Raw genomic sequence first — 13,544 nt, 5'->3', positions numbered from 1 at the left:
CTTATTATTGCTAGCGAGTGACCTCGTTGACAACGGGGTGCATAATAGTGATTTGACGGGGTTAGGTCAAACGTTTTTTTAAGAAAACCAATCAAGTGCTCATTTTTAGTGCACAATGGTTAAATATTACAATAGTCGGCTGAATTTTAAACTATTTAACAGCTCAAACGTTATATACCTTAAAAGCAACTTGGCGCTGCTATGCTTTTCTGCGAAAATAGTAGGCACATTATAAAACGAGTTAAATAAAGAGCGTATTTTTCTTTATTAGCATTTTTCCCCCTATTTTATTATGCATTCGTTTTTAGAGTATCGGTATCTAGTTAATTAACCCCAATTAAAGGTCACCCATGACGGCAAACATCATTGATGGTAAGGCAATCGCAAAACAAGTACGTAGCGCTGTAGCAGAACGCGTAAGTGAACGTGTAGCAAATGGTTTACGTGCACCAGGACTTGCAGTAGTACTTGTAGGACTTGATCCAGCAAGCCAAGTTTATGTTGGTTCAAAACGTAAAGCCTGTGAAGAAGTCGGTTTTATCTCTAAATCATTTGATTTACCAGCAGACACACAAGAGCAAACTCTTTTAGATTTAATTGACGAGCTAAATAATGATGCCGAAGTTGATGGAATTTTAGTGCAGTTACCACTGCCAAAAGGTCTTGATGCTGAAAAGATTTTAGAACGTATTACCCCACATAAAGATGTTGATGGATTTCATCCATATAACATTGGTCGATTAGCACAGCGTATGCCTGCCCTTCGCCCATGTACGCCTAAAGGTATTATTACATTACTTGATTCAACGGGTGTACGTTATAAAGGGATGCATGCAGTTGTCGTTGGCGCGTCAAATATTGTTGGTCGTCCAATGTCGTTAGAGCTTTTATTAGCAGGTTGTACTACCACTGTATGTCATAAGTTTACTCAAGACTTAGAAACACATGTTCGCCGCGCTGACTTATTAGTTGTGGCTGTCGGTAAACCTGAATTTATACCGGGAGATTGGATAAAAGAAGGCGCTATTGTTATCGATGTGGGCATTAACCGCTTAGATACGGGTAAATTAGTCGGTGATGTTCAATACAGTGTGGCCGAACAAAAAGCGCATTTTATTACACCTGTACCAGGTGGCGTTGGCCCGATGACTGTCGCAAGCTTAATTGAAAACACACTTGAAGCGTGTGAAAAGTATCACAGCTAAGCTGTTAAAAAATCAAAAAAGGGTTGCCATTTGGCAACCCTTTTTTAGTTTGACCTGAATTACTTTAAACGCTTACGCTTTACGCCACGTTGTTTTACCAGCTGAATCTTCAAGTATTACACCTAATGCATTAAGTGCATCGCGAGCTTCATCAGCAGCAGCCCAGTCCTTACTAGCACGTGCTTCATTACGTTTTACAATTAATGCTTCAATTGTCGCAACTTCGTCGTCATCTTGCCCACCTTGTAAAAAAGCTTCCGGTGCTTGTTGAGCAACGCCTAACACTTCACCAAGGCTACGCAGTATAAACGCTAACTTGCCAGCTTGACCTGCGTCACTTTCTTTTACGCGGTTTAATTCTTTAGCAAGTTCGAACAACACAGGTAGTGCTTCTGGTGTATTAAAGTCATCATTCATTGCTTTTCTAAATTTAGCAACAAACTCATTGCCTTCTAAATCGCATTCTACCGGTAAGACATCACGAAGCGCTGTATAAATGCGTTCAAGTGATGAGCGCGCTTGGTCTAAATTTTCTTGTGAGTAATTTAATTGGCTGCGGTAATGCCCTGAAATTAAAAAGTAACGAACAGATTCGGCGTCGTATGCTTTTAAAACTTCACGTACAGTAAAAAAGTTATCTAACGACTTAGACATTTTTTCTTTATTTACTTGCACCATGCCAGTATGTATCCATGTATTTACATACTTGCCGTTGTTTGCACAGCACGACTGGGCAATTTCGTTTTCATGATGTGGAAACTGTAAATCAGACCCCCCACCGTGAATATCAAAATGCTCTCCTAAGTGTTTTGAGCTCATTGCCGAACATTCAATATGCCAACCAGGACGCCCTTCACCCCACGGTGATGACCATGATGGCTCACCTGCTTTGGCTTTTTTCCATAACACAAAATCAAGTGGATCGTCTTTATCTTGAGCCACTTCAACGCGAGAACCTGATTGCAACATAGTTAAATCTTGCTGAGAAAGCGCACCGTATTGCTCAAACGTTGATACATCAAACAAAACATCGCCATCAGCTGCAACATAGGCATGGCCTTTTTCAATCAAGCGCTTAACCATAGCGATGATTTCATCCATATGGCTTGTAACTGTTGGTTCAATATCTGGGCGTAGCATATTTAGGCTATCAAAATCTTCATGCATCGCTTTAGTCATGCGCACAGTTAAATCGTTTATTGACTCACCATTTTCATTTGCGCGTTTAATTATTTTATCGTCGATATCTGTAATGTTACGTACATATTTTAAATCGTAACCAATATGACGTAAGTAGCGCACAATAACGTCAAAACCAACAAAAGTACGAGCGTGTCCAATATGGCAGTAATCATAAATGGTGATACCACACACATACATGTCGATTTTGCCTTCGACCATAGGTTTAAATTGCTCTTTTTGTCGCGTGAGTGTGTTGTATATATTTACCATTTACTTTGAGTCCTTGACTATTTACTTGAACAGTTATGTTACCACTTGAAAAGCCCCTGCTCTAGCGCTTTATAACAAACCAAACATCTACTTTGTTAATCTTAGCCAACTACGATAAAATAGCGCCAATATTTAAACCAGATATAGGAAAACACATGGTTGTTCTACACACCAATTTTGGTGACATCACCATTAAAATGTTTGAGCAAGAAGCTCCAAACACTGTTAAAAACTTTTTAGAGTATGCAAATGCTGATTTTTTCAACGGCACTATCTTTCATCGTGTAATCGATGGTTTTATGGTTCAAGGCGGTGGTTTTGTACCAGGTATGGAACAAAAAGAAGTTAACGACCCAATTAAAAATGAAGCTAATAATGGCCTATCTAACAAGATAGGTACTTTAGCAATGGCGCGTACGCCTGATCCTCATTCAGCTACAGCGCAGTTTTTCATTAACGTGAATAACAACGACTTTTTAAACCACAGTAGCGAAACATCGCAAGGCTGGGGTTACTGTGTTTTTGCTGAAGTAGTAGAAGGTATGGACGTAGTAAATAAAATAAAAGGCGTAGCAACAGGTAGTACTGGTTTTCACCAAGACGTGCCTCTTGAAGATGTGATCATCGAAAGCGTTACTGTTAGCTAATAGTAAGTTTACCCACGTAATGTGGAGTATCAGCGGGCATTTACGCAATGTGTATACGCCCGCTTTATTTATATCGAAAAGACTGACCTATGACTCGCCAAACTTACTTTATTGCAGATTTACACCTAAGCGAAAACCGCCCCGACATTAGCGCTGCATTTTTTGACTTTTTAAATACGCATATACTAAATAAAGATGTAGATGCACTTTATATTTTGGGTGATTTTTTTGAAGTATGGGTTGGAGATGACTACATTACAGCGCTGAGTGCCGATGTAGCAAAGCATTTAAGCGCCGTTAATGATGGTGGGACACCTGTTTATTTTATACATGGCAACCGTGATTTCATCATGCGCAAGCAATATGCAGACATGGCCGCAATGACTTTACTCGATGAACAAACAGTCATTGATTTATATGGTACGCCTACCGTTATTTTACATGGCGACGAAATGTGTACTCAAGATACTGAGTATCAAAAATTTCGTAAAAAAAGCCGTGGTTGGTGGTGGCCAAAATTAATGCTTGCAATGCCACTTTGGTATCGTAAAAAAATAGCGCGTAATGCCCGTGAAAAAAGTAAGTTGAGCCAAGCTGATAAACCTATCGAAATTTTAAACGTTGTAGATGAAGCCGTGCTTGCCACCTTTGCTAAACATAACGTTACTAATATGATTCATGGTCATACTCACCGCCCTAATGTTCATACCTATAAAGTTGATGAACAAACGCTTACTCGTACAGTGCTAGGTGACTGGTATACCCAAGGCTCTTATTTAGTCGTTACCCCTCAATCACAAGAATTAATTAGCACGCCTTTCGCATAATTTAAAATCCTGACTATTATTTAACTATATATTTGAATAATAGTGAGAGGTTGAATGATTAAGCTGTTAATTTTCATCGTAGTAATTGCCATTCCTACCAAAGTATTTAGCGAGCAAACATGGCAAATTGTTACTGAAAACTACCCTCCCTATTTTAGCGAAAACCTTCCTGATAACGGTTGGTTATACGAAATCACTCAATCAGCCCTTAAAACTCAAGGCATTAATAGCGAAGCCGAGTTTACGACATGGGACCGCGCCCTAAAGCTATTAGAAAAAAAGAGAAAAACAGCTATTTTAGGCGCTTTTTATTCATTAAAAAGAAATGAAGTTTTTTACTACTCTCGCCCACTTGCAGTTGCTCATTCAGGAATTTTTAAACGCAAAGAGAGTGCTATTAATTTCGATGGTACAGTCCAATCATTAACACCTTATAGTATTGGTACGGAAGATAATGCCTTTGTAAGCCAAGAGTTTACAAGAAATACTGAGCTGGCAATAACATCTACTAAAAGCCTTCCTACAAGTTTATACCTGCTACAACAAGGTCGTATCGATTTGGTCGCAGGCACTAAAGAAGTAGGGAAGTATTGGCTTGAGCATAATAACGAAGTTGATTTAGATAAGAATAAAATTGAGTACTTATTGCCAGATCTTGCTTCTCATAAACTATATTTAGTTGTCTCTAAATCAAATTACAGAGCAAAAGAGTACTTACAAAAATTTAATAGAGGGATTGATATAATAATTGAAAACGGAAGCCTTGCTGAAATCATGAAAAAACACAATTTCAGCAATCAAAAAACAGCTGAATACATTAATTTTTTAAAAGAAAATTAGCTTTATGCTATTGGCAGGCCACTATGAAACTTAAAATCTTCATCCTGTGATGAAATTAATTCGGCTTCAACCTCGCCAAATTCTTTAACTCGTTCGGTAATATCAAAATCAGCAATTTCTTGCGCTAAAGTTAGATAATCTTGGTAGTGACGGGCTTCAGAGCGCAGCAGCGAAATATAAAAATCACCTAAACGTTTGTCAACATGCGGCGCAAGCTTTGCGAAACGCTCACACGAACGCGCCTCAATGTAAGCGCCTACAATTAATTTATCAACAAGGGCGTTTGGCTCAAACGTTTTAACATGACGAAGCATGCCTTTTGCATAACGACATGGTGTAATGCTTTGGTACTCTACACCGTACTCGTCCATAATTTCGAGCACTTGATAAAAATGATGCAACTCTTCTTTTATCAACAATACCATTTTATCAATTAAATCTTGTCCATATGGCGAATTAGATTTAGGAATTATTGATTTAGTTAGCTTATTTTTAGCCGCGAGATCACGCCAGTTTCCTTCACGCTTATAAATAAGCGTTTCAAATGGCTTTAGCCACTCGAGTAAGGCATCACTGCCCTCTTTATCAACAGCGTATTTACGTATTAAAAACATCGCACTTTGAGCCGCTTTTAACTCACTAAATGTATATATGTGCATGTATACATTTAGTGAGTAACATATACAACTAAAAAGCATTTTGGCTTTAAAAGTAAGCTATGTGAGAAAGATACGTATAAAAAATAATTTATCGAGGTAATATAATGAAAGAATGAAAATAATGAATTACTTATTCTTACTTAGACATGACATTGTGTAATCAATAGAATGACACTTTGTCATTTTTATGCATTTAGAAAAACAAATAAAATTTAACTAAACTCAACATTTTGGTCTTTAGTGAATTACACAGTCCTTCTATTCTAATTAACACAAAAGTGGGGGATACCTAAAAAGCAAAAAAAAGGCTGGAAAGTAACTGCCAACCTTCTACACATAAAAGCAGCTTAAACCAAAAAAACTAAGACATTGAATTATAATCACTCAACTCGTTTGGGATACTATTAACTGTTCCTCGATAAAGAACACCAGGGTTTATTTTGAATTGGCTCGCGCAATTAGTTTTCAATAAATCTTTTTTTCTTAAAGATGAAAGTATGTTACGAAATGATCCATTTGATATACCTAGTTTGTTACTGATTTCTTTACGTTTGTATTGAGAAATATCAACAAAATTATCACTTTTAAAGCTTAAGTCCATCGATAAATGAATTAAAACTTTTATTTCATTAGCCGTTAAATTATTAATTAAATGTAAACCTTCTTCAATTATTGCTACGTACTTAATTCCCTTACTGTTTTTATAGCGAATAAGCTCATCAACTGTTTTTGAATCAAGAACCTTACCCGTTTCTTCGCTAACTGTTGTTCTAGTCGTTTTTGTTACAAAACTACTCATAATATTTTTCCTCTAAACATAATAAAAAAGTATAAAAAGTGATACATATGAACACTTAAAATAAATTTACCATACTTTTTAAAACACTGTTTTTAAAGAACAAAAACTTCGAAGTAACATAACCAAACTATAGAAACTTGTAACTTTAAAGAAGTGTTTTTAGTAAAGATAATTGGTGAATAAAATCTTTATATCCAAAAGATATATCATATACATAAAAATATTAAATATAAATAACACCGAGCTTAACTCTAAAAAAAGTTAAGTCATTAGCTTTAGTTAACATACTGAATTTATGTGCTTTTAATTAAAAACAATATTATTTTCATTAAAAAAAGTTCGATTTTTTATTTCGATATATAATGAGTTTAAGTCGAACTTTCACTTAAACTTAGGGATAATCATATGAACATTGAAAGTAAATTATTAGTTAATATTCAAGTAAGTAAAAACACAATTTTTAGAATTGAAGATGAAATTATAGAGCTTCAACCAAAGATGTTATTTATGCTTCATATTAAGCAACAAGAGCTAAGTTGTATTAAATTTGAAGAACCAGCACCACTCACACTCATACTTCATGAAAAAGCACAGCTAAATCAGCTAGAAGAGTTTCAGAAAGTTAAATTACTATGTGAAGTTCCAACTGAATCAGTTGAATTATTCATCAAGCTTTTTTTTGGCGAAAATCAACCAGTTATTTGTAAGTTGATTTGTTCTGAATTCGTAGAAGGGATGACAGACTTATTAATTTCTCCCTATTCTTATAGAGAAAGTATTAAATACTCTGATGACGTACGAGACAGACTTCAATATATTTTTGATAACTTCAGTCACTCTTAAACGAAAAGGAAGTATTCATGTCTAAACCTTTTGCGATTTTACGTGTTAAAAAACTCAAATCGAGGCACGATATTCTAATGATGCAAAAGCATTGGCTGCGTAGTCAGCCCACTGAAAATGTTAATGCTAAATTAACTAGATTCAACAAGATGCTTCTTAAAAATACGACACCACTTGAAATATATGACGATACTATTAATTCAAAAAACATTAAAATTAGGAAGAATGCTGTACACGCATTAGAGCTAGTACTTGCTTTTTCACCTGAATTTATAAAAGTTGGCAATTCTTATCTCCCAGATGCAAAAGAAAAGCTTCATTGGTGGAAAGAAAACACAACAAAATGGGTTCAGCAACAATTTGGCGATAAATGCCAAGTTGGTATGATGCATCTTGATGAGCAATCGCCACATTGCCACTTTTTTATTATTCCAACAGAGCAAAGAAAAAGAAAATCGGGGAACGTTGTATGGACCCTCAATGCGCGAGGGATCACTGGAGGAAAAGCAAAGCTTGTAGCACTACAAGACTCTTACGCAGAAGCTATGCAAAAATATTTAAAGCGCGGAATTAAAGGGTCTAAAGCGAAGCATACTACCTTAAAAAATTTTTACTCTATTGTTAATCATACAAATAATATTGTTATTGATGAGCTAAAAAATGAAAAGCTTAAATATAAAAATATCCCTGAATGGTCAGACAGAGCGATTAAATTAATAAATGAAAGTAATGAAAATGAAGTTTTAGCCGAAATCACAAAAGTTAAAAATAGAAATTTAATGATAGAAAATAAAAAATTAACTTTAGAAAATAAGAAACTCTCTGAACTACTACATAGATTTCAGCAAAAATTTAAAGGGGTTACTAAATCTGTAATTAATAAATTTAATCTTTAAAATTAATTACTTCATTAATTTTAAAGATTAAAGTACTCCTTATTTGTAATGATAATAATCTCATCAATCCCCGATACAAAACTCCACTTTTGCTGCAAAACTTGATATTGTAGCAAAAATGAATGTTGGATAGATTATTATGATATCAGGTATGAATGCTGGCAACTACATCCTAAGCTCTATGGTTAAAGAGCGAGTAAAAAGTGGGGTTATAGACCAAGCTCAAATTTCAGGTCCTAAAAACGCATATATGGTCGTTTTTGATGGTTCTGAATGGAATGGTGAACCATTGGTGTTAAGTAGTTCTAGACAGCCTTATGAACCGCGTATTTTCAAAAGTTTAGACGGGGCTTTAGCTGAGTTGTTGCGTATAGGTCTAACTGAAGCATCAATCAAAATTACTGACAAGACTGATGCAGAATAAAATCAGTATTACCCAAATAAAGAAAACAAATTCGGATACACAAAATGACTATTAAAGAAGAAACACTTCATTCGAATATCGAGACTGTGAATAGTAAGCAACTTGCCGTCCTAAAAAAGCATTTCCCTCAATGTTTTGATAAATCTGGAAACTTCATTCAAGAGAAAATGCTTGAAGTTGTTAATGCAAATGAAGTTGAGCTTTCTAAAGAATCATATACGTTGAACTGGCTTGGTAAGTCTTACGCTCGCTTATTGACTAACCTTCCGCCCAAAACATTGCTCAATGAAGACGTTACACATAATCAATTAGATCAAAACAAAAACAGTAAAAACCTGCTTATCAAAGGCGATAACCTTGAAGTGCTTAAGCATATGGTTAACGCATATAGTGAGAAGGTGAAGATGATTTATATCGATCCTCCTTACAACACTGGTTCAGACGGGTTTGTTTATAATGATGATCGTAAATTCACAAAAGAACAATTGATGGATCTTGCAGGTGTCGACTTTGATGAAGCCTCCCGTATTCTAGAGTTTACCGATAAAGGTTCGAGTAGTCATAGTGCTTGGCTTACTTTCATGTATCCTCGGCTTTATATTGCTAAAGAGCTACTTCAAGAAGATGGTGTTATATGTATTTCCATAGATGAAAATGAAGTGAACCAATTAAAGCTGCTATGTGATGAAATTTTTGGAGAAAGTAACTTTTGCAGTCAATTCGTTGTAAAAAGCAATCCTCGTGGTAGTCAATCAAATAATTTCTCAGCAAGCCAACACGAGTATATTATTTGTTATGCCCGCGCAGCTTATAAAGCTAAGGAGTTTCGCGTTTCTCTAGGCTCTTCAATGGAAGCTGAATACAATTTAACAGATGAGGGAGGAAGGTATCGATTATTGGGCTTAAGATTGAGAGGAGGGTCATGGCGTAGAGAACAAAGACCACTACTCCACTATCCTATTTATATCACCCAGGATGGGGAATTATCACTTAATAATAACTCTGGAGAAGCTATATTCCCAATTAAGCCAACTACAGAAGAAGATGGTACATGGAGGTGGTCAAAAGATAAGTTTACAAAAGATAAACATCTACTGGTTGCAAAGAAAGTAAAAAGAAACAGTAGTGAAGTGTGGGATATTTTTACTAAAGATTATTTAAATAGCTCTGAAAGTGGCAGTCAAAAAGGTACAAAACCAAAATCTATTTTGGATGGACCAGAAATGAATTATCAAAATGGTACAAACGAGCTAAAGGACTTGTTTTCTGGGAATAATCCTTTTCCATTTCCTAAACCAACAACGTTAGTTAAAAAGCTTATAGAAATGGTAACTGATTCTACTAGTTGTACTGTTTTAGATTTTTTTTCTGGCTCAGGGACAACAGCTCATAGCGTTTTCAGTTTCAATATAGACAATGATACTAATTATCGCTTTATTTCTATTCAATTAAATGAAAAAAATAAACTCGCTGAGAAATATGGCTATGAGACAATTTTTGACATTACAAAAGCGAGAATTATCAAGGCATCTGAAAAAATTAGTAAAGAAAACCCTGAGCACCAAGGTGATCTAGGATTCAAAATATTTGAAACGACAAAAGATTTTAGGGTTGAAGATGATAAAGAGCTCTCTTTAATGACGATGACAATGTTTGATGATGTGATGTTGACTGATGAGCAGTATCATACGCTTCTTACTACTTGGCGTTTATATGATGGAAGTGACTTAACGACACCAGTTCAAGATATTGACCTAGAAAATTATACCGCACATTTTTGCGACAATCGCTTGTATATGATTGCCTCTGATTTTTCTAGTGATGCTTTGAAAGCTCTTCTTTCGAGACTTGATACAGACAAAGAATTCTCACCTAATAAGATTGTTTTCTTTGGTAAAAACTTTGATAGCGTGAAGCAAATGGAGCTAAACGAAGCCTTAAAAACTTATGCTAATAAAAAGTCATTAGAAATTGATCTGGTAGGAAGAAACTAATGTCAAAGGGATTTACATTTGAGAAGAACCTCCCGCATCAAAAGGCAGGTGTAGACGCATTAATGAGTATGTTTGTTGGGGCTGAACCTCAACAATCGGACGATCCTATCGTTCGCCTTAGAGCAAACCCTGTTCTTAATATCACCGACCCTCAATATTATGCGAACATAAAAACAGTACAAGAGTTCAATGGAATCGAACATAAAAGAGAACATTACGACGCTAAAAGTAACGTGATTGATATCTCGATGGAAACGGGCACAGGTAAGACTTATACCTATACTAAATCCATGTATGATCTCAACAAAGCATTTGGTATCAATAAGTTTATCGTCATTGTCCCAACGCTTTCAATTAAAGCAGGAACAGTCAACTTTCTGAAAAGTGATGCACTAAAAGAACACTTCCGTGACGATTATGAGCGTGAATTAAAAACTTATGTCGTTGAAAGTCAAAAAAGCTCTAGTAAGAATACTAAATCTTTTATGCCGCAAGCAGTTCATGATTTTGTAGAAGCAAATAACTTTAATAAAAAACATATCCACGTTTTGGTTATCAACTCTGGAATGATTAACTCAAAATCATTGGTTGAGACTTACGATACTGGATTGTTAGATAATAAATTTGATACACCAATTGACGCTATCAGTGCTGTCAGACCTTTTATTATCATTGATGAGCCTCACAAGTTCCCTACCGCTAAAAAAACATGGGACAACATCAGTAAGCTTAATGCTCAATACATTATTCGTTTTGGTGCAACTTTCAACGAAGACTACGAGAATTTAGTTTATCGCTTAACGGCTGTTGATGCGTTTAACAATGACCTAGTAAAAGGGATTAACGCTTTTATTGAAGATGTTGTTGGTGATGACTTTGCAAACCTTAAACTCACTAAATCAACGGCTAAAGAAGCAACTTTTGAGTTAAACGAAAGTGGAACGAAAACCGTTTATAAACTTGCGAAAGGTGAGTCATTATCAAACACTCATAGCGAGATTCATGATCTGTATATTGAATCACTGAATACAAAAATGGTTGTGTTAAGTAACGGTATTGAGCTTAAAGTCGGCAAGTCTATTAATCCTTATTCATATTCAGATACGCTTGAAGATAATATGCTCCGTAAAGCGATTAAGGAGCATTTTAAGCTTGAACGTGAATTATTGACTCAACGCCCAAGAATTAAGCCATTATCGCTTTTCTTTATTGATGATATTGAAGGTTATCGAGATGGAAACAACCTCTCAGGTAGCTTAAAGACCAAATTTGAAGAATGGGTTGTCGCAGAGGCTAAAGAGTGCTTAAAAGTTGAAACTGATGCTTTTTACAGAGAATACTTAGAAAAGACTATTAAGGATGTGTCAGTTGTTCATGGTGGCTATTTTTCAAAAGATAATAGTGATAAAGATGAAAAGATTGAACAAGAAATAAGTGAAATTTTACACGATAAAGAACTACTCCTTTCGCTAGATAACCCAAGGCGTTTTATTTTTAGTAAATGGACACTTCGTGAAGGTTGGGATTCACCTAATGTTTTCCAAATTTGTAAACTGCGCTCAAGCGGTAGCACAACATCAAAACTTCAAGAAGTTGGTAGGGGGCTTCGCCTACCTGTAAATGAGTATATGGGGCGAGTGAAAGACCGTGCATTCATGCTTAATTATTATGTGGATTTTACGGAAAAAGATTTTATAACTTCTCTTGTTCAGGAGGTAAACGACTCTTCATTCAAAGAGACTGTGCCAAGCAAGTTGACTCAAGAAATCAAAGATAAAATTACAGCCGAATATCCTGATTTATCTTCATTTAAAATTATGTCGGATCTGTTGGGTGAAGGAATTATTGACGAAAATGAAAATCTACTTGGTGCTGATGCTTATACAAAGCTGAAATCTAGGTATCCTAATGCATTCCCAACTGGCGTTAAACCTAACAAAATTAAGGTTGATAATGGTGCTAAAAAAACGTCTAAGATGCGCGTTGGTAAGTTCGATGAGCTAAAAGAGCTTTGGGAGATGATTAACCAAAAAGCGATTTTAGAATACAAGATTGCAAGTGAAGATGACTTCCTTGAGCTGTTCAAAAATTATCTGATTGAAGAGTCAGATAAGTTCAAGAAAACTGGTGTCCAGACTCGTATTGAAACTGTATACATCCATAATGATACTGCGATGTCTAAGTCAATGTTTGGTAACGATGATGATTTCACCAAGTTCTCTACTATGACTTACAAAGAGTTTCTGAATCGTCTATCGCAAGAAGCATTTATTAAGTTATCTACACTGCATAAAGCATTCGTAAGCGTGCAAAGCACCATAGATATAACAGATTACTTGAATATTCAAACAGTCCGAAAAATAAAATCAGGATTCAGTAAGTTTTTATTGAACAACTCATTTAATAAATTTGGTCTGGGCTATAACGTTATCTCAAACAGTATGCATCCAACGAAATTTACTGATGTACAAGGTGAACCAAGAACTGAAGTAATGGCGAGTGACCTCGGTGTTTACAATGATGACGATCTCAAGCCTTTAGATACATACTTGTTTGAAGATGTTTTTTACGATTCTGAACTTGAAAAATTGAACATTACGGATGGTGAAATTGAATCGGTATCTGTGTTCACTAAAATTCCAAAAAACTCAATTAAGATCCCTGTATCTGGCGGTTATTCATACTCTCCTGACTTTGCGTATGTTGTTAAGACAAGTAAGGGCGACTTTTTAAACTTCATTATTGAAACGAAAAATGTTGATGGGAAAGATAGCCTTCGCAAAGAGGAAGAGCGCAAAATTGAACATGCCAAAGTGCTGTTTGAAAAGATAAGCAAAGAGGTTAAGGTCGACTTTAAAACTCAGTTTGCTGATGATTTAATTTATGATTTGATTAAGCAAGCAGAGTCTCGCTAGACAGTTCTACAAGTGAAAGAATCTAAGTCCTCTAACACTAAAA

At 35.5% G+C, this 13,544-nt stretch carries 11 protein-coding genes and 1 pseudogene; 9 read left to right on the top strand and 3 right to left on the bottom strand.

Annotated features, from left to right (window positions below):
* The first annotated feature begins 350 nt into the window (after positions 1-350).
* Positions 351-1,205 carry a bifunctional methylenetetrahydrofolate dehydrogenase/methenyltetrahydrofolate cyclohydrolase FolD gene (gene folD, locus H5120_RS10875; protein ID WP_002958348.1) on the top strand — a complete coding sequence of 285 codons (855 nt, stop codon included), beginning with the start codon at positions 351-353 and terminating at the stop codon, positions 1,203-1,205.
* A 72-nt stretch (positions 1,206-1,277) separates the two neighbouring features.
* Here folD and cysS read toward each other — a convergent pair whose 3' ends face one another.
* Complete coding sequence (cysS, locus tag H5120_RS10870) at positions 1,278-2,657, bottom strand: cysteine--tRNA ligase (protein ID WP_182674371.1); 1,380 nt, start codon at positions 2,655-2,657, stop codon at positions 1,278-1,280.
* Between the two features lie 155 nt (positions 2,658-2,812).
* Between cysS and H5120_RS10865 the strand changes: the two genes are divergently transcribed.
* The 3 genes from H5120_RS10865 (at position 2,813) to H5120_RS10855 (ending at position 4,971) form a co-directional block, all read left to right on the top strand.
* Complete coding sequence (locus tag H5120_RS10865) at positions 2,813-3,304, top strand: peptidylprolyl isomerase (protein ID WP_002958350.1); 492 nt, start codon at positions 2,813-2,815, stop codon at positions 3,302-3,304.
* A gap of 89 nt (positions 3,305-3,393) precedes the next feature.
* On the top strand, positions 3,394-4,131 hold the full coding sequence (locus H5120_RS10860; RefSeq protein WP_182674370.1) for a UDP-2,3-diacylglucosamine diphosphatase: 738 nt from the start codon (positions 3,394-3,396) through the stop codon (positions 4,129-4,131).
* A gap of 54 nt (positions 4,132-4,185) precedes the next feature.
* Positions 4,186-4,971, top strand: a complete 786-nt coding sequence (locus H5120_RS10855; RefSeq protein WP_182674369.1) for a transporter substrate-binding domain-containing protein — start codon at positions 4,186-4,188, stop codon at positions 4,969-4,971.
* 2 nt (positions 4,972-4,973) lie between these two features.
* Here H5120_RS10855 and H5120_RS10850 read toward each other — a convergent pair.
* Positions 4,974-5,612, bottom strand: a pseudogene (locus H5120_RS10850) (tRNA-(ms[2]io[6]A)-hydroxylase); the annotation flags it as partial.
* Between the two features lie 379 nt (positions 5,613-5,991).
* Complete coding sequence (locus H5120_RS10845) at positions 5,992-6,429, bottom strand: replication/maintenance protein RepL (protein WP_182674368.1); 438 nt, start codon at positions 6,427-6,429, stop codon at positions 5,992-5,994.
* 405 nt (positions 6,430-6,834) lie between these two features.
* Here H5120_RS10845 and H5120_RS10840 point away from each other — a divergent pair, with 405 nt between their 5' ends.
* From H5120_RS10840 to H5120_RS10820, 5 genes are all read left to right on the top strand, one after another.
* Positions 6,835-7,272 carry a hypothetical protein gene (locus tag H5120_RS10840; protein ID WP_182674367.1) on the top strand — a complete coding sequence of 146 codons (438 nt, stop codon included), beginning with the start codon at positions 6,835-6,837 and terminating at the stop codon, positions 7,270-7,272.
* A gap of 17 nt (positions 7,273-7,289) precedes the next feature.
* Positions 7,290-8,168, top strand: a complete 879-nt coding sequence (mobV, locus tag H5120_RS10835; RefSeq protein WP_182674366.1) for a MobV family relaxase — start codon at positions 7,290-7,292, stop codon at positions 8,166-8,168.
* 139 nt (positions 8,169-8,307) lie between these two features.
* The gene (locus H5120_RS10830; protein ID WP_220487074.1) at positions 8,308-8,592 is read left to right on the top strand and encodes a hypothetical protein; all 285 of its coding nucleotides are present in this window, start codon (positions 8,308-8,310) and stop codon (positions 8,590-8,592) included.
* A gap of 44 nt (positions 8,593-8,636) precedes the next feature.
* On the top strand, positions 8,637-10,586 hold the full coding sequence (locus H5120_RS10825; RefSeq protein WP_182674365.1) for a site-specific DNA-methyltransferase: 1,950 nt from the start codon (positions 8,637-8,639) through the stop codon (positions 10,584-10,586).
* The gene (locus H5120_RS10820; RefSeq protein ID WP_182674364.1) at positions 10,586-13,501 is read left to right on the top strand and encodes a type III restriction-modification system endonuclease; all 2,916 of its coding nucleotides are present in this window, start codon (positions 10,586-10,588) and stop codon (positions 13,499-13,501) included. Before H5120_RS10825 ends, H5120_RS10820 begins: the two co-directional genes overlap by 1 nt.
* Positions 13,502-13,544 lie beyond the last annotated feature (43 nt).

The sequence above is a fragment of the Pseudoalteromonas sp. SR43-2 genome (assembly GCF_014163885.1).
GTDB classification, from domain to species: domain Bacteria; phylum Pseudomonadota; class Gammaproteobacteria; order Enterobacterales; family Alteromonadaceae; genus Pseudoalteromonas; species Pseudoalteromonas distincta.
The sequence above is the reverse complement of the archived record's forward strand: the minus strand, read 5'-3'. Positions and strand labels throughout refer to the sequence as shown.

Coding starts and splice junctions, on each gene's coding strand:
- folD (WP_002958348.1), top strand. CDS start 351: ATGACGGCAAACATCATTGATGGTAAGGCAATCGCAAAACAAGTACGT.
- cysS (WP_182674371.1), bottom strand. CDS start 2,657: ATGGTAAATATATACAACACACTCACGCGACAAAAAGAGCAATTTAAA.
- H5120_RS10865 (WP_002958350.1), top strand. CDS start 2,813: ATGGTTGTTCTACACACCAATTTTGGTGACATCACCATTAAAATGTTT.
- H5120_RS10860 (WP_182674370.1), top strand. CDS start 3,394: ATGACTCGCCAAACTTACTTTATTGCAGATTTACACCTAAGCGAAAAC.
- H5120_RS10855 (WP_182674369.1), top strand. CDS start 4,186: ATGATTAAGCTGTTAATTTTCATCGTAGTAATTGCCATTCCTACCAAA.
- H5120_RS10845 (WP_182674368.1), bottom strand. CDS start 6,429: ATGAGTAGTTTTGTAACAAAAACGACTAGAACAACAGTTAGCGAAGAA.
- H5120_RS10840 (WP_182674367.1), top strand. CDS start 6,835: ATGAACATTGAAAGTAAATTATTAGTTAATATTCAAGTAAGTAAAAAC.
- mobV (WP_182674366.1), top strand. CDS start 7,290: ATGTCTAAACCTTTTGCGATTTTACGTGTTAAAAAACTCAAATCGAGG.
- H5120_RS10830 (WP_220487074.1), top strand. CDS start 8,308: ATGATATCAGGTATGAATGCTGGCAACTACATCCTAAGCTCTATGGTT.
- H5120_RS10825 (WP_182674365.1), top strand. CDS start 8,637: ATGACTATTAAAGAAGAAACACTTCATTCGAATATCGAGACTGTGAAT.
- H5120_RS10820 (WP_182674364.1), top strand. CDS start 10,586: ATGTCAAAGGGATTTACATTTGAGAAGAACCTCCCGCATCAAAAGGCA.